The 19,711-nt window shown below is 50.5% G+C and carries 11 protein-coding genes and 1 pseudogene; 5 read left to right on the plus strand and 7 right to left on the minus strand.

The window, feature by feature from the left end; genetic code table 11:
- The 3 genes and pseudogenes from VIM87_RS12215 to VIM87_RS12225 all read left to right on the plus strand — a co-directional run.
- Positions 1 to 356 (plus strand): annotated as a pseudogene (locus VIM87_RS12215) (SusC/RagA family TonB-linked outer membrane protein); the annotation flags it as partial.
- Between the two features lie 29 nt (positions 357 to 385).
- Positions 386 to 1,834 carry a RagB/SusD family nutrient uptake outer membrane protein gene (locus tag VIM87_RS12220; protein WP_331997264.1) on the plus strand — a complete coding sequence of 483 codons (1,449 nt, stop codon included), beginning with the start codon at positions 386 to 388 and terminating at the stop codon, positions 1,832 to 1,834.
- 200 nt (positions 1,835 to 2,034) lie between these two features.
- Positions 2,035 to 5,223: a carbohydrate-binding protein gene (locus tag VIM87_RS12225; protein WP_331997265.1), complete on the plus strand. Its 3,189-nt coding sequence runs from the start codon at positions 2,035 to 2,037 to the stop codon at positions 5,221 to 5,223.
- On the opposite strand, the gene VIM87_RS31405 is transcribed toward VIM87_RS12225, so the two are convergent.
- Positions 5,203 to 5,295, minus strand: a complete 93-nt coding sequence (locus VIM87_RS31405) for a hypothetical protein (RefSeq protein ID WP_414649629.1) — start codon at positions 5,293 to 5,295, stop codon at positions 5,203 to 5,205. The two genes, VIM87_RS12225 and VIM87_RS31405, sit on opposite strands and share 21 nt — an antisense overlap.
- A gap of 228 nt (positions 5,296 to 5,523) precedes the next feature.
- On the opposite strand from VIM87_RS31405, the gene VIM87_RS12230 reads away from it, so the two are divergent.
- Together VIM87_RS12230 and VIM87_RS12235 are read left to right on the plus strand one after the other, a co-directional pair.
- On the plus strand, positions 5,524 to 7,251 hold the full coding sequence (locus VIM87_RS12230) for an ATP-binding protein (protein WP_331997266.1): 1,728 nt from the start codon (positions 5,524 to 5,526) through the stop codon (positions 7,249 to 7,251).
- A gap of 156 nt (positions 7,252 to 7,407) precedes the next feature.
- The gene (locus tag VIM87_RS12235) at positions 7,408 to 9,159 is read left to right on the plus strand and encodes a hybrid sensor histidine kinase/response regulator (protein WP_331997267.1); all 1,752 of its coding nucleotides are present in this window, start codon (positions 7,408 to 7,410) and stop codon (positions 9,157 to 9,159) included.
- Here the strand turns inward: VIM87_RS12235 and VIM87_RS12240 are convergent.
- From VIM87_RS12240 to VIM87_RS12265, 6 genes are all read right to left on the minus strand, one after another.
- Positions 9,144 to 10,121 carry a terpene synthase family protein gene (locus VIM87_RS12240; protein ID WP_331997268.1) on the minus strand — a complete coding sequence of 326 codons (978 nt, stop codon included), beginning with the start codon at positions 10,119 to 10,121 and terminating at the stop codon, positions 9,144 to 9,146. The two genes, VIM87_RS12235 and VIM87_RS12240, sit on opposite strands and share 16 nt — an antisense overlap.
- A 335-nt stretch (positions 10,122 to 10,456) precedes the next feature.
- A complete protein-coding gene (locus tag VIM87_RS12245; RefSeq protein WP_331997269.1) occupies positions 10,457 to 12,604 on the minus strand; it encodes a tetratricopeptide repeat protein in 2,148 nt (715 codons plus the stop codon).
- A 368-nt stretch (positions 12,605 to 12,972) separates the two neighbouring features.
- Complete coding sequence (locus VIM87_RS12250) at positions 12,973 to 13,227, minus strand: hypothetical protein (RefSeq protein WP_331997270.1); 255 nt, start codon at positions 13,225 to 13,227, stop codon at positions 12,973 to 12,975.
- A 102-nt stretch (positions 13,228 to 13,329) separates the two neighbouring features.
- The gene (locus tag VIM87_RS12255) at positions 13,330 to 15,297 is read right to left on the minus strand and encodes an alpha-L-arabinofuranosidase C-terminal domain-containing protein (RefSeq protein ID WP_331997271.1); all 1,968 of its coding nucleotides are present in this window, start codon (positions 15,295 to 15,297) and stop codon (positions 13,330 to 13,332) included.
- Positions 15,298 to 15,496: 199 nt separating this feature from the next.
- Complete coding sequence (locus VIM87_RS12260; RefSeq protein WP_331997272.1) at positions 15,497 to 16,954, minus strand: RagB/SusD family nutrient uptake outer membrane protein; 1,458 nt, start codon at positions 16,952 to 16,954, stop codon at positions 15,497 to 15,499.
- 30 nt (positions 16,955 to 16,984) lie between these two features.
- The coding region (locus tag VIM87_RS12265; RefSeq protein ID WP_331997273.1) for a TonB-dependent receptor at positions 16,985 to 19,711 on the minus strand (2,727 nt) is incomplete at its 5' end.

Consider the following 19,711-nt stretch of genomic DNA (forward strand, 5'->3'; position numbering starts at 1 on the left):
AAGCTACCCTGGTAGAGATCAAAGACCGTTACATACCCGGCGTTAATGAAACATCGGATATTCCCGCATTCAGCACCACCAACCGGAACTTTACGCAAAGCACCCGCTTCCTGGAAAAGGCCGATTTCCTGCGCCTGAAGAATGTGAGCCTGTCTTATGATATACCTAAGTCAAGGATAAAAAATGTGCTGGGCGTTAAGGTATTTGTAAGCGCCACCAACCTGCTCACTTTCACCGGTTACAGCGGCATAGATCCGGAAGCTAATTCCGATGCAGGCGATCTGCGGCAGGGTATTGACTTTGGCTCTTACCCGAATGCAAAAACCATTACCGGGGGCGTTACCCTTAGCTTTTAAATATAACGTACATGATTAAACGACTTCACATGAAAAAGATATACATAGCGGCCTTGCTGCTGCTCACAGCAGGCTGCAGCAAAGAGTTAACGGAAAATCCCAGGGGCCTGGTAGGCGGCGCTGCTGCATTAAGCAGCCAGGCAGGCCTTGAATCAGCGCTCACCGGTGCATACGGTAGCTTAATGGTGCCCTGGACCAGCGGCTTTACCAGCGTATCGCAAATTGCTATGACCATGGGCGGCGATGACCTCACCACCCACCCCGGCTCCAATAAAGAAGAATTCCGGGAGTTTGACCGCTTTAATGTAACCTCTCTTAACAGCCGCATGACACCCATCTGGCTGGGCTGTTACAAAACCATACAATCCACCACCAACATCATCAACAACTATACGCAGGTGCTGGATGGCAACCAAACCACGGTACAAACCATTGTGGGGGAAGCCAGCTTCCTGCGCGCGCTCAGCTACTACTGGCTTACGCGCCTCTGGGGCGAGGTGCCCATTATTCCCTCTGAGCAATACTCCCCGGAATTATTGACCCTTACCAAAAGCAAGCCTGCTGAAATATACAAGCTGATAGAGGCAGACCTGGCAAGAGCGGAGGAATGGGTGCCCAACAAAAAGCGCGATCCGGGAAGACCCAACAAAGGCTCTGTAAAAGCGCTGCTGGCAGATGTGTACCTCACAGAAGCCGGCTGGCCGCTGAAAGATCAGTCCAAATACGCCCTGGCAGCCGCTAAGGCCAAAGAGGTGATAGACCATAAAGCAGATTACAGCTTTGACCTGTACCAGGATGGTTTTCTGAAGATCTTTGCCGGTGGCACGGTAGAAGATGTGTTCACGCTTTTCACCCGCGGGCAATGGTCTACCTACAACTCCTTTTACGGCCTTTCCACCATGCCGGAGAATGAAGGCGGCTGGAGCGATTTTTTCCCTGAGCTGAAATTCTTTAACAACTTCCCGGCAGGCTCCCGGAAGGATGCTACTTTCTCCACCGAATTTGTGGTAAGTGGCGATACTATTCCCTGGCAGCAAACCACCACCAAACACCCTTATTATAAAAAGTTCACCATACAGCAGGCGGGCGATAAAGCCGTGTATATGTCTAACAACCCGGTGATCATGATCCGGTATGCGCATGTGCTGCTGATCTATGCAGAGGCGCAGGCAAGATCTGCAGGCACGCCTAACGCAGACGCATATACTGCGGTGAATGCCGTGCGCCAGCGTGCAGGTTTACCTGCCCTGACCGCAAATATGACGGGCGCTGATTTTGCCGCAGCAGTGGTAAATGAACGCGCCTGGGAATTTGCCGGTGAATGGAACCGCTGGTTCGACCTGGTGCGGCTGGACCAGGTAGCCGCTGCCAATGCCGGTAAAGACCCTGCCGACCTGCAGCCCGCAGGCGCCATCAGCCAGGCCAGTTACTGGATGCCCATACCCGGTGTAGATGCATTGGTGAACCCGAATTTATAAAAATGAAAAATGTAAAATCTTAAACCGACGAAGGAGGTTCATAGAGACCATTTAAAAGACTTTATGAACGAGATAAATGTAAAATGTAAAAGTGGATGCAGCGGATAAGGGACCGCATTCCACTTTTACGTTTAAGATTTTACATTTGAAATTTTACATTCCCTCACACAGCTTATTTCCCCACGTAAAAATGAAACGTTATGAGAAACATTTCAACACTCTTTGTGTTGCTGCTTGGCATGCTGTTAAGCGGCAACAGGCTCCATGCGCAATTCCTGCTGCTGGATGATATGGAAGGCAATGGCCCCTGTGCAGGCAGGTGGACCTATTACGCCGGAAATACCACTACCGGCAAGGTGGAATTTGGAGTACCCAATCCCAGCATCTCCACCGTGAATCCAAGCCCGCTGGTGGCCAAATTCACCAAAGACACTACCTGCTTTGAATACATGACCGCGGCCTGCAGCCTCAGAGATTCTTTTGACCTGAAGGCCAACAGCATCTTTAAAATGCTGGTATACAGCAGCACGCAGGACGAGATCATGTTTAAGCTGCAGCCCGGCAGCAACTATTCAAAAGCAGTGTACTTCACCTACAAAGTAAGCCGCATTAATCAATGGGAAGAAGCTACTTTCAACTTCCAGAGCGTAAAGAACAGAACAGACTTTAACACCATTGAAGTACATTTTATTGATGGCAAAAAAGCCAATGGCATCCTGTACTTTGACCTGGTGCAGGGCCCCAACTCCACCGGCATTACCCTGAAGGACACCAGCATTTTAATGGGCCAGGAAAACGGCGCCACGCTTACAGCCACAGTACGCGGCAGTAAGTTTGACAGCGTGTTAACCACCGCCGGCTGGACCAGCACCAACCTGCCCGCAGGTGTAAGCATCGGTAACGTACAGCGCATAAACGATACTACTGCGCGTATTACGTTAAGCGGTAACTCTCCGGCCAATTATTCCCGCACTACGCTGAAGCTGAACGTAGCCGGCGGCGAGCTGGCAAGCGCCAACACCACCAGCTACCAGGCCAAAGGCAACGTAGTATTTGAAGGCAATCCCAACTGGACGGAGATCTTTTACGATGATTTTAATACAAACGGCAAGCCCGATGCCACCAAATGGAAAGTAGATCCGCAGCCTAAAGGATGGATCAATGGTGAGCAGCAGGTATACACCGATACCACGCACGATAATGCGCTTGTAAAAGATGGTAAGCTCATTATTAAAGGCAAGAAGGATTTCCCAACCGGCAACAGCGCAGAACCCTGGTCATCCGCCCGCCTGATCACGCAGGGCAAGCTGGATTTCAAGTACGGAAAAGTGGATGTACGCGCTAAGCTGCCCCGTGCACGCGGCTCCTGGCCTGCCATCTGGCTTATGCCTACCAGCAGCGCCTATGGCGGCTGGCCCAAAAGCGGGGAGCTGGATATGATGGAGCATGTAGGTAATAACTTTGGCACCGTACTCTCTACCGTGCACACGCAAAACCATAACTGGACCAACGGCGGCCAGGTATCGGCCACCAAAAAGCTGATGGATGCAGATACCGTGTACCATACCTATAGCATGGAATGGGGCGCCGATTCCATCACCTTCAGCTACGACAGCATTCATGTGCTTACTTACCCCAACCCGCATACCGACTGGAAAGACTGGCCTTTTGATCAGCAATTTTACCTGATCCTGAATGTGGCCATTGGCGGCGGCATGGGCGGCGCCATTGTAGAAGCAGACTGGCCGGATAGCATGGTGGTGGATTATGTACGCATTTCCCAGAAAGGGTTAGGCACACCGGTGTTGGATACCGTAACCGTAACACCCGCCACCCTATCGTTTTTGCCGGGTAAAACGCAGCAGTACACCGCCAAAATACTGGACCAGAACGGGCGGCCCATAGCTGCCACACCGGTATGGAGCATAACCGGCGCAGGTAACAGCATTACTGCCAATGGCCTGGCCACGCTAAATGATACCGCTATTATTACCGCTACCGTAACCGTAAACGGCGTTACCAAAACAGGCGTAGTACGCGCCAACAAACGCGCCGCCAATTACAAAACCATCCCCGTAAAGATACAGGCGGAAAGTTTTGATAACGGGAACGCCTGTTGTACGGAAACCACCGCAGATACCGGCGGCGGGCTGGATGTGAGCTACATAGGCAGCGGCACCTGGTTTGAATATGATATTAATGTACCGGACAGCAGCGAATACCGCATCCAGTTCCGCGTAGCGGTAAATACAGCCTCCAGCCTGAAAATACAGCTGGATACTACTACCCTGCAAACAGTAACACTGCCGGCAAGCGGCGGCTGGCAAAAATGGAGCACAGTAACTTCATTGCCTATACGCTTATTACCAGGCCAGAAAACTATCCGCATCACCGCTAATAAAGACGGCTGGAACTTTAACTGGCTGCGCTTTATACGCACCGATTCTATTCCATTAACACGCATTGCCGTTAAGCCGGATACAGTGACCCTTAACACCGGTGAAACCAAACAGTTCACCGCCACCGGTTACGGGCAGGATAGCAGTGTGTTTATGATCCAGCCGGTATGGTCTGTTTCCGGTACAGGCAATACCATCAGCGCCAGTGGCCTGTTAAACGCCCCTGCTGCCGGCAATTACACCATTACAGCCACAGAAGGCGCTGTAAGCGGTACTGCCACAGCCGTAGTGAAAGCCGTTTATGCCTGCTCCGTTAATGATAAATATGAAGCGGAAAGCGCCTCCAACCGCGCTACCACTCCCGTGCTGGAAACCTGCACAGATACAGGCGGCGGGCAGGATTTTACCAACCTGCATGTAAACGACTGGTTTGCATATAACACGCTGAACGTACCTGCAGCGGGTACATACACCATCAGCTTCCGGGTATCTGCCACTGCGCCTGCTAAATTATGGGTAGGCCATAGCGGTTATAACTTTGGCAGTGTTGATATCCCCTCCACCGGCGGAACCTGGCAAACCATTACAGATACCATTACTTTGCCGGCCCTCTCCTATACAGGCATCCATGTGCAGTCGGGCACGTTTAAGTTCAACTGGTTCAGCATCAGTAACTGCGATACAGCGGCCGGCTCCTCCGCTGCCCGTATGGCTTACAGCAGTGTAAAAACCGGTATTGAAACAGGCGATGTAAAAAGCGTGCGGCTGTACCCCAATCCTACCACCGACCAGCTGACCCTGGAATTGCAGGAACCGGTGTACCGCGTATGCACCTTGCTTGATATGCAGGGCAATGTAGTAAAACAATGGGTACTCAGTAAAGGGCAAACCAGGGTAACCAGGCACATTGGCTTCCTGGTACCGGGTACGTACCTCTTAAAATTAGAAAATGAGCACAAACAGGTCACTTTAAAAGTGGTGAAATACTAATTGAAAAGTAAAAAAGCAAAAGGCAAAAAATAAAAAAGGAATGCAGCGGTCAGGTTCAAACCTTCGCTGCATTCCTTTTTTTATTTTTACTTTTTAACTTTTAACTTAACACTGCGGCCCCACTGCAATCGGTATCATGCTATTATTTTTTATTTTCAGCTAAAAACCTTTACTTTGGTTTAACAGACTTATTCAGATCAGCAGCAGCAACATTACAGGTTATTATAGATTAATTATTATTCATCACCTCAAACCACGTATACTCAAATAACCGTTCCTAATTCGCTTTAAGCAGTGCACATGAACCTACGTAAAACCCTCTACACTGTTATCGACATGGGTACCGGCCCGGTCAGGGACCGCCATGAAAAATTACTCATCAACAAAGTTAATGGGGTTGCCTGTTCACTGATCGTGCTAAGCCTGATCTTCGGCCTCCTCTTCTACATACTTTCCGGGCACCTGCTTATACTAATAGCAACCACGGTAGAAAGCCTGCTCTTTGTGCTGATCATTGCCCTTAACTATTATAAAAAACATGCGCTGGCAGCACTGGGCCTGCAGCTGGTGCTAAATGCAGCTATCCTGTATTTTGGCCTGTTACTGGGCAAAGCAATAGACGGGCTTTGGCTGGCGCTGTTCCTGATCGTTACCTCTTTCCTGTTCCTGAAAACCGCTGTGGCAAGGCGTATCAGCCTCACAGGCGGCATCATTTCCCTGGTATTGATAGAGCTGAATAAATTTTACCCCGTAATAACACCATTCCCCTTTACGCCTGCAGTGCTGCTGGTAGTGCATTACTCCGCCATTGCCGTAATACTGTTCATTACAGTGCTTACTTTAATGCATTACCTGCAATACAACAAGCTGCTGGTAACTGCCGTAAAAGGGCAAACCCGTGAGCTGGAAAACGCCAACCGCTCCCTGAAAGTATTTATGCGCGAGCTTACGCATGAGATCCGTACCCCGCTGAACGCCATTTACAGTATAGCACAGCTGAAACTGATGGATGCGCCGGACAGCCTTACCAATGAGCACCTGCACTATGCCTGCCATAACGTGTTAAGCATTATAAACAATGTGCAGGACCGCAGTAAAATGGAAGCAGGCAAGCCCGATGAGGTAAAACGCGAAGCCTTTGATGTACGCAGCTGGATCCGGGAGGTGTGCAACATTTACAGCTACCTGGCCCGCACCAAAGGAGTGCAGATAGAAGTGGAAACAGGAGAACAGCTGCCCGCCCTCATGTATGAGGACAAAGCCACGCTTACCAAGATCGCTAATAACATTATAGGCAATGCCATTAAGTTCAGCCCGAAAAATACAACCGTTACCGTTAGTATGCACCAGGTGAACGGGCAGTGGCACCTGGCAGTAGCAGACCAGGGCGCAGGCATAAGCCGGGAAAAGATAGCCACCCTGTTTGATGAATTTACCCGGGAGCGCATCAACTTTGCAGAAGGCACGGGACTGGGTTTAAACATAGCGCAAAAGCTGGCCGTTCAGCTGCAGGGCCATATACAGGTGCTCAGCGAGCTGGGTAAAGGCACTATGTTCATTATATGCCTGCCGGTGCATGAATGTAAAGAGATCAGTGTGGCAGATGGCCACCCGGAACATATTGACAACCATCTTTTCCATGGGCGAAAAGTGCTGCTGGTAGAGGATGACCATATGAGCCAGCAATACCTGCATAAATACCTGCACAGTAAAGGTTTTGAAGTAATAGTGGCAGAGGATGGCATGGAAGGGCTTTACCGCGCCACCTGCGACCATTTCGATCTTATTATTTCAGATATAGGGCTGCCCCGCATGGAAGGCCGGGAGCTGCTGGCACGCCTGAAAGCCAATAAGTACCTGGCCCATGTACCGGTGATCATTACCTCGGCAGACACGGCTATTACGGAAGACCTGCTGCATGCAGGAGCCGCAGGCTGCCTGGTAAAACCCGTGGATTTTAAACAGCTGCATAAAGTATTGAAAGACACTATAATTCAGGCAATACTGGCTCCGGAGCACAGGGCTTAAGCACCCCGGCAGGCACTTTTTGCAATTTTAGTTAAAATGCTTTACCTTGTTGGTGATTAGCTTCAGCTCAGCACATACTCAATAACCATAATCTTTAACCATCTCGTATGAATGCCTGTGGCAGGTTACGCTGACTTCAATTAACGCTACTCCCTTATGGCGATATTAAGGAACATTATAAGAACCGGTACCCAAAATGTGGATGACATAGCCAAACATGCTATTATAGCGGTAAACCGCTTTAGCCTGGTATCTCTCATTTTAACTTCCTGCTTTGGAATTGTTTTCTATATACTAACCGGAGAGCTGCAGATCCTGGCAGCCGGCTTAACGGAAGCTACTTTGCTGGCAGGCGTATTATGGCTCAACAGCCGGCATAAACACCTGTGGGCCAGCTATGCCTACATATGCATTATTAATGCTTCCCTGGTATATTTCAGCGGCATCCTGGCCGCTATTATAGAAGTGCACCTGGCTTTTTTGCTGATGTTCGGCGCCTCGCTGCTGTTCTTCCGGAAAGACAGGGACCGCATGATCAGCATTGGTATTACGGCGCTTACCTTACTGATCTGTGAATACAACTACTCCTACCCTTTTATAAACCCCATCTTAAAAACAGATTACGAGCAGATGCTCCTGCGCTGGCTGGCCCGGCCCGGCATTATTTTGCTGGATTCCCTGGTGCTGTGGTATTACAAAAAAACCAACGAAGCGCTGTACAACGATCTGATGAAACGCTCCAAAGAGCTGGAAGCCGCTAATACTTCCAAGAACTTTTTTATACGCGTTACCAACCATGAGCTGAAAGGACCATTAAATGCCATTCACGAGATCAGCCAAACCCTGCTGCTGAATGATGAGGTGGATGAAAGCCCCTCCCTGAAGCCGCTGGCAGAGGACCTGTACACAGCCAGCACTACCGCCATGCAGGAGGTGACCAATGTGCTGGATATGTCGCAGATAGAAGCAGGGAAAATTAACCAGGTAGATAACAGCCCCATTAACATACGGCAGTTCCTGATGAACCTGTGCAAGGTGCACCAGTATACCGCCAACCGCAAAAAGGTAAGCATAGTAACAGAGTTCCATGACCAGCTGCCGCTTACCATTATCAGCGATAAGGCCAAGCTCACCAAAGTAATGAGCAACCTGCTGGTGAATGCTGTAAAATTTACCGCCCCTAAAAGCCGCGTAACGGTAAAGGCCTACGTAAAGGATGGCCTGCTGTATATGGCAGTAAAAGACCGGGGTAAAGGTATTGAGCGGGAACGCCTGCACACCATCTTTGACCCGTTTGAAACAGAACAGAATAACCTGATGGAAGGCAGCGGCCTGGGATTGTTTATTACCCGCCACTTTATAGAGCTGCTGGGCGGAAAGATCGCTGTGAACAGCAGCCCAAAGGAAGGCACTGTTTTTACCCTTCATATGCCGCTCACCACCGGGCAGGCAGCACCGCAGGATGTGCAGCAGCCCGCCATTGCAGCCGCTGATTACAGCGGTAAAAAAGTGCTGATCTGTGAAGATGATGAAATAAGCCGGGTATACCTGGCCAAGTTCCTGGAAAGAACCGGCTGCACTACGCTGCTGGCAGATAACGGCGCCAATGCCATTAACCTTGCCCAGCAGGAAATGCCCGACCTTTTGATCCTGGATTCCCATATGCCGGTAATGAGCGGCAAGGAAACGATCACGCATATACGCAAACATCCGCAGCTGGCGCATTTACCCATAATAGTGATTTCCGGTGATGCTTATAGCGGGGAAAGTGAAGAGCTGCTTACCGCCGGCGCCAGTGAATACCTGCTAAAACCCGTGAGCTTTAGAACACTGAGCGACGTGATGCGCAAATACCTCACTTCCCCGGTAAATAACAAGCGGCTGCCGCCGGCTCAGGCCATCCGGTAGCGGGCAGTATCCGTCCAGCTCCAGTCAATATTCCCGCGCATCATAGTGGCCAGCGCATTTACAAAACGCAGCAGCTCTTTATTAACAGCATCCTCAAAAACCGGCAGCTGTGCAGCCAGCCGTATAAATTCCTTCACCTTATCATCATGGATCTGGGTGGCTTTAAACACAGCATCTTCCAGCGTCAGGTGTTCATGATTTTTCAGTAACATCACCAGGTTCATTTCATCGCCCTGCTGCAGCTCCTTGCGGTAAGAAAAAAGGTCGTTGGCATAACAGATGGTATCAGAGCACAGCGTAATAAGGGTTTGCACGGTAGTATGCCAGCGTACTTCCTCCGGCAAATGAATATCCTCCATGATCTCTACCAGGTCTGCAAAAAAATTAGCGCCGCCAAACTCCTGCCGGAACTGCATGTACTCAGCTACTGCAGGCATGCGGTTTTGCTTCACCAGCTCTATACGCCATAGGTTTGCTACAAAGGCCCGTTTCATACTTTCTGCAAAACGGTTTTGCCAGGCAGCTGTGCTCAGGCGGCAGATCCTTTCCCAGAAATCGCTGATGGCCGCCAGCGAAGGGCCGTGCTTTTCCAGGGTTTTGGTTTCATGTAACACCAGGATGCGGCGTACCTGCTCAAGGAACAATTCAAAGTTCTCTTTTTTACGCACCGCTTCCGTATCAGCGGTAGCTTCGTCGTACTGATCGTCCAATACAAATAAAAGGGTGTTCAGATCTGCAGCTATGCATAATGCTTCCAGGTTAGCATTTGGAAACATACGCGCCACCATCCAGGTGAACCGCTGCTGCCGGTAATGGTCCATTACTTCATTGGTGTTGATAAGGTGAAACGCTCTTGCCCAGTAAGTGGTATGCGCGTCTGCCTGTTCAACCAACGGGTTTAAACGGGTAGGAAAAGGACAATACAATGCCGGATTGCCCGTAGAGCTTTTAATGAGTGCCATAGGAAATAAATTTTGTTTGAGGATAATATAGCTAAATTTGATCAATGTGGGGATAACCTATGCAATGCAGGCCCATTACGGCTTTCCGACTGAAATTATTTTGCAGTATCGCTGGCGAATTAATAATTAAAAATTAATAATTATAAAGTAAAACAATAAATGTAAAAGTATAATATGGTAGCTATTGGGGGATGCTTAATAAGATTACTATATGGTTAAAATGAGAGAAGAATATAAAAAATAAATGCAGCGATATGGAACATATATCCTACATCGCTGCATTTTATTTTACCTTTTACTTTTTTACTTACTTCCTCGCTCTACGCTATTAATTATTAATTCTTAATTTTTACTTTATCCAGCAGCTCCCGCGCAGTAACCTCCCCGCTGTCTGCCGCCATGCTTAACCAGAACATAGCATAGGTTTCATTTTTTTCTACGGCCAGCCCATTCAGATAATAGCAGCCTACTTCCTTTTGTGCAACGGTTTTCCCGGCTTCAGCGGCCTGTAAAAAGTAACGGAATGCTTTCAGGTGATCGGCTTTGCTAACGGCATTGCGCTCGTAAAATTCCGCCAGGTAATACATAGATTCTACATGCCCTACTGCGGCAGAGCGCTCATATAACCCCAGGGCTATACGAATATTATAGTCATTGGCTACACCCAGTTGCGGCTGTAATAGCCCTTTGCTATCATAGGCAAAAGTGCCTTTGAGCAGCTCAAAGGCCAGGCGGTTCTGGCATTCGGAACCTGCCACGGTAGCGCCCTGGTGCAGGTAACGCGCGGCTGACTTCAGGTTGCGGGCTTTATGATCTCCATAAAAAACAGCTTTAAAGGCAGGGAAGCAGCAGCCTTCTTCATCCTGCAGGTCCTGGTCGGCGGCTTTGCAATACCACTCTGCAGCGGCATAGGGATCGCGGTCTTCCTCATAGCCTTTATCAAAGTAACGGGCCAGGCAGGCCATAGCCTTCAGGTAGCCCAGGGAGGCGCTTTTCATAAGATATTCCAGCGCCATTTTACGGTCATCTTTATTAGGCTTAAAGAAGTAACCGGGTACTACATGCACCCCTCTCCACAACAGGCGGCCCTCATAAATGCGCTTGCCTACCAGGTAGTAACAATGTATGCTGCCATAGTGCATGCCCAGGTTCACGTAATGTGTGGCGGCGCTGTAGTCGTGTGTGCGGGAGCGCTTTTCCAGCTCCAGCTCAGCCAGGCGGGCGCAGGCCCAGCCATTGCCCTGCTGCACAATATTTTCCAGTATATGAATGGCTTTTACGCGGTTAATGATGCCGGTATTACCGTCCTCACCCCTCCAGTATAGCTGCGCCAGCTGCTCACCGGCAGAAGTATAACCTTCCTGCAGGGCCATCTGGTAATAGTTCAGCGCTTTTAAAAGATGGATGGATTGAGCGTTTAGCCCTTTCCGGTAGATATCGCCCAAACGCATCATGGCAGCCGGATGCCCATAACGGGCAGCACGCCGGTAGTATACCACTGCCTGGTGGCTGGCAGGATCGGCCTGGCTTAAACAGCCGGCATAATCGTATAACAGCACTATATTCTCAGGGTGGTAAGAGAGCGCTTCCTTGAAGTAGAGCAGGGCTTTTCCCCAATCCTTACGGCAGGCGTAAAACCGCGCCAGCGCCGCAGCGCCACGGTGGGGCGCCAGGCGGTACATGGTTTCAATATGCGGAAGCGCCTCTGAGGGTGCATTTTTACCCAGCCAGCAGTAAAATGCATAGTGGCCGCGGTATACGGCGCGCACCTCATTACGGGCGTCGGCGGGCAGGCCGCTGTATAAAAGATAGGCGTAAGCCTGCATACTGTCCGACCATACATCCGGCGGGCGGTGGTACATCGGTTCGCCGTTCTTTACATTTACCTGGTGTATTTCGGGAGGTGTTTTGCGGAGAGCATCGAGCATGGCTATACGTAAAGTAATGGAGCCGGGCTCCAGCTGCAGCGCTTTTTTATACCAGTAAGGAAGCTGGTGCAGGTCGCCGGTTTCATCCAGCGTAAATTCTTTGGCAGTGCCATAACGCGGGTCTACCGCGTTCATATAGCCCAGGTATAACCAGGCATGGAACGGCCTGCGGGAAAGCGTTACCGCTGTTTCCAGCAGCTCGCCGGCATGGTCCATGCCATCTTTCAGGCTTTTTAAACTGTAAACAGATGCGGATGCTACGGGCAGTGTGCCCCTTTTCGTATAGGCGTCGGACAGGATACAATCTGCAAGGATAATATGCGCTGCATAGGATTGCGGATAGCGGGCCTGCCATTGTGCGGCCAGCTGCCAGGCACTTTTTAGTTTAATAGGATAGTACCGCAGATATTTTTCCAGGTCGCCCGGAGTATTCTCCTGCTCTTGTTCGTAACGCTCCTGTACTCCCCGGTATAAATATTCCAGTGTATCAATATCCTCCTCACGCACCAGTTCCAGTAAAAAAAGATAGTTTTTCAATCCGTTGTTCTGCATCATTGTTTCACCACATAATAGTATTGGTTAAAGGGTTACTGTTGTTCTGCAGGAACTGCTTTCAAGCGGATACAGGCCCCAGTGCAAGTTCTGCAATTTACGACGGTAAAATGTTAATAAGATGTAAATGATGAATTGTTTACTAATACGGACAAGAGATTTGTGTGGACGAAGTCCACAGTCCACGGACCATAGTCCATTGTCCATTGCATACTGCGCAGGATGGATGGTGCGGGAAATGGAGGGAGATGTTTATAATGTTTATGAGCAATTCAATAGACTATCGGCTGTAAGTATCAGCTTACACAAAAGTATTCATCACACGTGCTATGCAATGAACTATGGACCATCGGCCATGGACTATCAGCGCATCACGAAACGGAAGAGAAACCATTCCCTTTTCTATGCAGCTGTTCCAGCAAACGGGTGGCAATTGCATTTACCAGGTCGTTGTCTACAATACTGGATAATACAGGTTTAAGCGTACCGTTCTCCTGGCGGTAGTAATCTATAGCATGATCTTCATCTATCACCGCCCGGTAAAACGTTGCCCCTTGTTCATGATGCAGGTGGATGTTAACAATGTGATTTTTCCCCTGCAGGTCAAAGTCGAGGATAAATTCCATTCTACAAAATACGAAAATTGCCGTATTTAGGCATCACCGTTTTACCGGCGGCGCCACCTGATTGCGTATTGGCTCAAACAAGCCACCACCGGGCATTCCCGGTTATTTGTACGGAATAGCTATTACATTCAGGGAAGCAGGGGCTGCATTAATAGCCAGGCGGTTACCGGCAGTGAGCGGGTGCGTAACCGGTACTACTTTCCCGGGATCATCCAGCGTATTAATAGCTAAGGTATTGGCGGTAAGCACCTGTTGCTGTGCAGCGCCTTTAGCGGCCTGTACCCCCTGCAGGTTTATTTGCAGGGATTGCGCATGTGCCGATACATTCACAATTTTCAGGATCACCTGTTTTGCGGCAGCATCTATAGTTGCGCTGGCGTACAGGCTGTCTTTACCGGCCAGCACGGCGCCACTCTGCAGGATGGGCACTACCTGGGTGCCTTTATTTGCCGAAAATAGCTTTTGCACATAATAGTTAGGGGTGCCAACGGCCCGCAGGTTATCGAACCAGATAAGGTCCGGGCGCCATTGCCACGCTTCCACATGCGCAAACAGCGGTGCGTAGGATGCCATCTGCACCACATCGGCATTACGTTCCAGCCCGGTCATAAAAGCAGCTTCCGCCAGGGCGCTGCCCCAGGTATTACGGCTTTCGGGCTCCGTACCTTCTTTGGTATGGGCGGCATATTCACCGGCAAAGATCTTAGGCCCCTTGTTGCGGTCGTAATTATCGTAACGGGATGCGTTTGAAAGGAACCACTGCGGGGGCATGTAATAATGTTCATCGATAAAATCGGCCCGGCTGCCTTTCAGCTCTTTCCACAAATAATCAAACATAGGGCCTTTGGAGAACGGGCCTGCGCTGGATACCAGCTTAATATCCGGGTATTTTGATTTAATGGCCTGCTCAAAGATCTTGTAGCGCTCTATGTACTGCGGGTCCCACTGTTCATTGCCCACACCCATCATGGTTAAATGGAACGGCGCAGGGTGGCCCATAGCGGCACGCAGCGCGCCCCATTTGCTGCCGGCATCGCCATTGGCAAACTCAATGAGGTCCAGCGCATCCTGTACGTAAGGGTCCAGCTCATTCATGGCTACCACCTCGCCGGTATTGAACTGGCAGGCCATGCCGCAGTTAAGAATGGGCAATGGTGCAGCGCCAATATCTTCCGCCAGCTGAAAATATTCAAAGAAACCCAGGCCAAAGCTCTGGAAATAATCCGGTGTAGAACGGTGTGAAAACTCGGTGTTCCAGCGGTTTACGATCAGGGTACGGTCCTCCGGCTTGCCTACTGTTTTCTTCCACTGATAACGGTTGGCCAGGTCGCGCCCTTCTACAATACAGCCGCCGGGAAAGCGGATGAACCCGGGTTTAAGATCGGCCAGCATTTGCGCCAGGTCGGCGCGCAGGCCATTGGGCCGGTTCTTCCAGGTATTGGCCGGGAACAGGGATACCATATCCAGGTCAATGCTCCCCTGCCCTTTGAACAACAGCTGCAGCTTACCTTTTGCAGCGGTGCCGGTAGCGGTAAGGGATACCTTATAGGGCTGCCAGCCGTCGTGGAAACCGCTGAGCGCAGCCTCCCCTATGGGCTGATCCTTTTCATCCAGCAGCACTACCCTGGCCTGCAAGCCGGTGCCGGCAGGCGCATTGGCCCACATGGAAAAATTATACTGCTGCCCCTTTGTAATGCCCATGCCGCGGAAGCCCTCATTGGATAAGCCATAGCTGCCATTGGGCGCATCTACCGTAAGGGCGGCGTAACGCGGGTTGGCCGTGTTGGCTTCCGTACGGTTTACGATGAGGATATGACCGGTATCTTTATTCTGTTTTATTTCTTTCCAGCCCATGAGCGGCGTAAAGAACTCAAAGGAGCGGTTCTTCACCAGCTCTGCATACAAACCGCCATCCGCCGCGAAGTTGATGTCTTCAAAGAAGATCCCCCACATATTGGGAGGCACATTGGTAATGGGTTTATTGGCCTGCACGGTGAGCTGGGTTTGTGCGAAGGCTGTAAGACCGGTGACAATAGCGGCGGTGAGTACGAACAGTTTTTTATAACGCATAGTTGTGGGTTGAATGGTTCAACTGCCATCCGTATTACAGGGCCGGATGGGACATACAATATACAACTATTCTTTTATTGTACAAATGACACTTAACGGAGAACTTACTGCCCTGTGGCTTATGCATAAGAAAAGCCCTGCCTCCGGTTTAATCCGGAGAACAGGGCGCTGTTATCAACCTTACCTTTTTTGTTCGCTATTAATAATTCGTGTTCTGTATCAGCACACCCTTACTCCGGTCAATCTCCTGCTGCGGTATGGGGAAGTAATAGTGTTTGGGACGTACAAAGGTACGTGCAGGTTCTATTACAGATCCATCATAGGCCAGCTTGGGTTTGTTGTAGTAAGTGGTGATGTCAATGAGCTTGGCTTTGTCCCAGCGCATAAGGTCCTGGTGGCGTTCGTTCTCACCACACAGCTCTACGCGGCGCTCATGCATCAGCTGCGGCATACCGGCGCCTGCTACGGGCGGCAGCGCGGCAGATGCGCGTTTGCGTACGGCATTGATCTCAGCATCACCTGCGCCTGCACCGGCAGTGCGGATCTTGGCTTCTGCTACCAGCAGGTAAATATCTGCGGAGCGCATGAGCGGTGTTTTTAGAGAATAGTTCAAACCGCCGGAAGGTTTCCATGCGCAGAACTTGCGGTAATGGCGGCCGGTGGTTGACAGGTCGGCGGTGTAGGTGGCTACTTCCGTACCAATGTCTATTTTATCGCCGGGGCCCATGAAGCAGATGGCTTTGCGCGGGTCATTGGCTTCAAATTCATCTACCAGCCCTTTTACAGGATAAAAGAAGCTCCAGCCACCCCATGCGCGCGGCGCGTGGTAAGTAATGAAGTCTGAGTAACCCCAGCCATCAACGGTTTGCACGGCCAGCAGCATTTCTGAGTTGTTGCCGGTAGCAACCGAAAAGTTATCGGCATAGTTGGTAGCCAGCGCATAGTTAGCGTTGGTGGTAACCTTGGTGCCGTATTCAATGGCTTTATCCAGCTTATTCCAGTCCATATACAGCTTGGTGAGCAGGCCCCAGGCGGTGCCTTTGCTTACACGGCCTTTGTCGCCGCTGGCCAGGGTTTCCGGCAGCAGGTCGGCAGCCTGTAACAGGTCTGATTCTATCTGGGTGCGCAGGGTATCGCTGCTTACTTTGGGCTTGTTATAGTTGCCGTTCAGCACATCATCTTCTGTAATGATGGGCGCCTCGCCATATACCAACAGCAAACGCCAGTAAGCGAATGCGCGGAAGAAATGCGCTTCACCCAGGCAGCGGTTCTTGATAGCAGGATCAATGTCCGTGATCTTGGGAATGTAGATGAGCGCATTGTTGGAGCGGTTAATGGTCTCATACTTCCAGCGCCAGCCTACCCTTACGGAATAGGTGGAGGCATCATACTTAAATTCTTCAATCACCTGGTCGTAGTCGTGATCCCCGCCGCGGATCTGATCATCCGAACAGTTGTCAAACACAAACTCATTAAAGCCGGTATAATCTTCTTCCAGCAAAATATTGTAAATGCCGGTAATGCCGTCCAGCGCATCGCTCTGGTTGCGCCAGTAGTTACCGGTAGTATAGCTTCCTTTAGGTTTTACGTCCAGCACATTGCAGGAGGCCGCCAGCAGGAACAGGGCGCAGGTACCTATATATATTATCCGTTGCATAATCTTGTCTTTTAAGTTCACCATATATGGTTAGAAATTAAGCGTTGCGCCAAAAGTAAAGCTCCTGGCCTGTGGGTAAGCTGCTACATCTACACCGCGCTGGCGGTTGCCGTCAGTACCGTTATAGCCAAGCATAGGTGTTAAGCCGGTATAGTTGGTAACAATGAACAGGTTTTGTGCGGCTACGTATACACGAAGATCCGAGATGCCGGTATTGCCCCACAGCTTTGCAGGAACAGTGTATCCCAGCGCCACATTGCGCAGCGTGAAATAGTTACCGCTTTCTACAAAGCGGTCAGATACGCGGAGGTTGTTATTGGCTACGTCGGTTGAAAGGGTCATGCGCGGCACCGTGTTGCTGGTGCCTTCTCCATGCCAGCGGTTCAGCGCCTCTGCATACATGTTGTATGGGTAGCCGGGGTCCATGCCCTGCATACGGTCGGCATTATACAGCTTTACACCTGCCACGCCGGTGAAGGACAGGCTAAGGTCAAAGCCTTTGTAATTAGCGCCGGCCTGGATGCCATAAGTCATTTTAGGATTGGGGCTGCCCAGGAAAGTACGGTCATTCTCATCTACTATACCATCGCCAGTCACATCCAGGAAGATCATATCACCGGGCTTAATATCCGCGCGGCGTGGATCTTTTGCAATGTTGGGATCATTATCTATCTGCGCCTGGTTCTGGTACACACCGCCTGTTTTCCAGCCGTAGAAGGATGCCAGGGGCTGCCCTTCATAGGTACGGGAAATTTCCGCACCCTGGCGGCCGTAGTTGGTGGAGCTGATATAGGAATCCTTATCATACAGCTGCGTTACCTTGTTCTTAATGAAAGAGGCATTGGCGGCTACATTGTAGCTGAACTCCTTGTTACCACCCTGGTAGCTGAGCTCTATTTCCCAGCCACGGTTATTCAGCTGGCCTATATTACGGTCAGGGATACCCGCAGTTCCATGCTCATCCAGCTCCGGCGCAGGTATCAGCATGTCGCGGGTATTCTTGTTAAAGTAAGTGATAGTAGCGTTCAGCTTATTTTCCAGCACGCCTATTTCTGCGCTGATGTTGGTCATCTCGGCTTTTTCCCAGGTAATATCCGGGTTAGCCAGGCGGGAGTTCCATATACCGGTGTAAGGATTTTCGCCGAATGAATAACGGCGGTCGCGGGTCATGGGCGCCAGGTATTGGAAATCGTTCACATTCTGGTTACCTAACTGGCCCCAGCCACCGGTTACTTTCAGGTTAGAGATAAAGGATACGCTATTTTTAAAGAACGTTTCGTCTGAAACGCGCCAGCCCAGTGAAAAGGCAGGAAAATAGCCCCAGCGTTTGCCTTCAGGGAAACGGGAAGAGCCATCTGCACGGAAGGTGGCCGTTAACAGGTATTTATCTTTAAAGCTGTAAAAGCCTCTTACAAAACCGGAGGCCAGTGCGCTCTGCGGATTAAAGTTACCGTTAATGGCGTGATAGTCGTTGCCATTATCCAGCACACGCTGATCGGGCGCTTCATCATTCAGCCCCCAGCTCTCTGCACGGAAGAAATAACCATTGGTGGTTTGTACGGAGTAACCACCGGTTAAGGTTACACGATGTTTTTGTGCAAACAGGTGGTTAAAGGTCAGGAACACCTCGCCCAGCTCTGATTTATTGCTTTCGCTGCGGTTCCACAGCTCGGAGTGGTCGCGGGTACGGGTCTGGTCCAGCACTTTGGGTACAAAGCTGTACTGGTTATAGATGCTGCCGTCAAAGCCGTAGTTGCCGCGCAGGGTTAAACCCTGCAGGATCTCGATCTCTGCATACACATTACCCAGCAGGCGGTAGTTCTTATTCCAGGTGTCGGTGGTTTGCGCGGTGAACACAGGGTTGTTAATATCCCCCAGCTCATTGCTGGCCTGTGAGGAGCCGTAGCTGCCATCAGGGTTCATTACCGGTATGGCCGGGTTAAAACGCAGGGCGCTGAACAGCAGACCGGTTTGGGATGAGTAGGTATCAAAACCCTGGTTCTGCTTGTAGCTCAGCTGCAGGTTCTCTCCTATTTTCAGGCGTTTACCCAGCTTATGCTCTGAATTAATACGCAGGGAATACCTTTTGAAATAGGTATTTTCCACCAGGCCTTTTTCATCATAATAACCGGCGCTGAACATATAGTTTGAGCTGTTGTTACCACCGCGGATGCTTACATCGGCATTGGTTACATTGCCGGAGCCCAGGATGGCATCCTGCCAGTTGGTGCGCTGGGTGGAATAGTAAGGATCATTCCACACCGGATCTACTGTACCGCCGGAATTAGCATACCGCTCTTTTTTCAGCATTACCAGCTCGGGCGCGGTAAGCAAAGGAATGGTACGGATGGCGTTGGATACGCCGCGGTATACATTGGCAGATGCACGCAGCTTTTCGCCGTAGTTACCTTTTTTAGTGGTGATGATGATAACCCCGTTGGCGGCACGTGTACCGTAGATGGCGGAGGAAGATGCATCTTTTAATATTTCCATGGAGGCGATGTCATTGGGGTTTACATCATTGATGCCGCTTGCGGGCACCCCGTCTATTACCACCAGTGGTTCTGCATTATTAATGGTGCCTGTACCGCGGATACGGATGCTGGGCGTGGTACCGGGCGATCCGTCGGAACGCACAATGTCCACACCGCTGGCCCGTCCCTGCAGGGCCTGGGCCGCATCGCTCACGGGCAGGTTCTTAATGTCGGCGCCTTTGATAGAGGAGATGGTACCCGTAGCATCGCGGCGGGTTTGTGT

Origin of the sequence: Chitinophaga sp. (assembly GCF_036569125.1) — a bacterium.
Lineage (GTDB): Bacteria > Bacteroidota > Bacteroidia > Chitinophagales > Chitinophagaceae > Chitinophaga.

Coding starts and splice junctions, on each gene's coding strand:
- VIM87_RS12230 (WP_331997266.1), top strand. CDS start 5,524: ATGAACCTACGTAAAACCCTCTACACTGTTATCGACATGGGTACCGGC.
- VIM87_RS12255 (WP_331997271.1), bottom strand. CDS start 15,297: ATGCGTTATAAAAAACTGTTCGTACTCACCGCCGCTATTGTCACCGGT.
- VIM87_RS12240 (WP_331997268.1), bottom strand. CDS start 10,121: ATGGCACTCATTAAAAGCTCTACGGGCAATCCGGCATTGTATTGTCCT.
- VIM87_RS31405 (WP_414649629.1), bottom strand. CDS start 5,295: ATGCAGCGAAGGTTTGAACCTGACCGCTGCATTCCTTTTTTATTTTTT.
- VIM87_RS12225 (WP_331997265.1), top strand. CDS start 2,035: ATGAGAAACATTTCAACACTCTTTGTGTTGCTGCTTGGCATGCTGTTA.
- VIM87_RS12220 (WP_331997264.1), top strand. CDS start 386: ATGAAAAAGATATACATAGCGGCCTTGCTGCTGCTCACAGCAGGCTGC.
- VIM87_RS12235 (WP_331997267.1), top strand. CDS start 7,408: ATGGCGATATTAAGGAACATTATAAGAACCGGTACCCAAAATGTGGAT.
- VIM87_RS12250 (WP_331997270.1), bottom strand. CDS start 13,227: ATGGAATTTATCCTCGACTTTGACCTGCAGGGGAAAAATCACATTGTT.
- VIM87_RS12260 (WP_331997272.1), bottom strand. CDS start 16,954: ATGCAACGGATAATATATATAGGTACCTGCGCCCTGTTCCTGCTGGCG.
- VIM87_RS12245 (WP_331997269.1), bottom strand. CDS start 12,604: ATGATGCAGAACAACGGATTGAAAAACTATCTTTTTTTACTGGAACTG.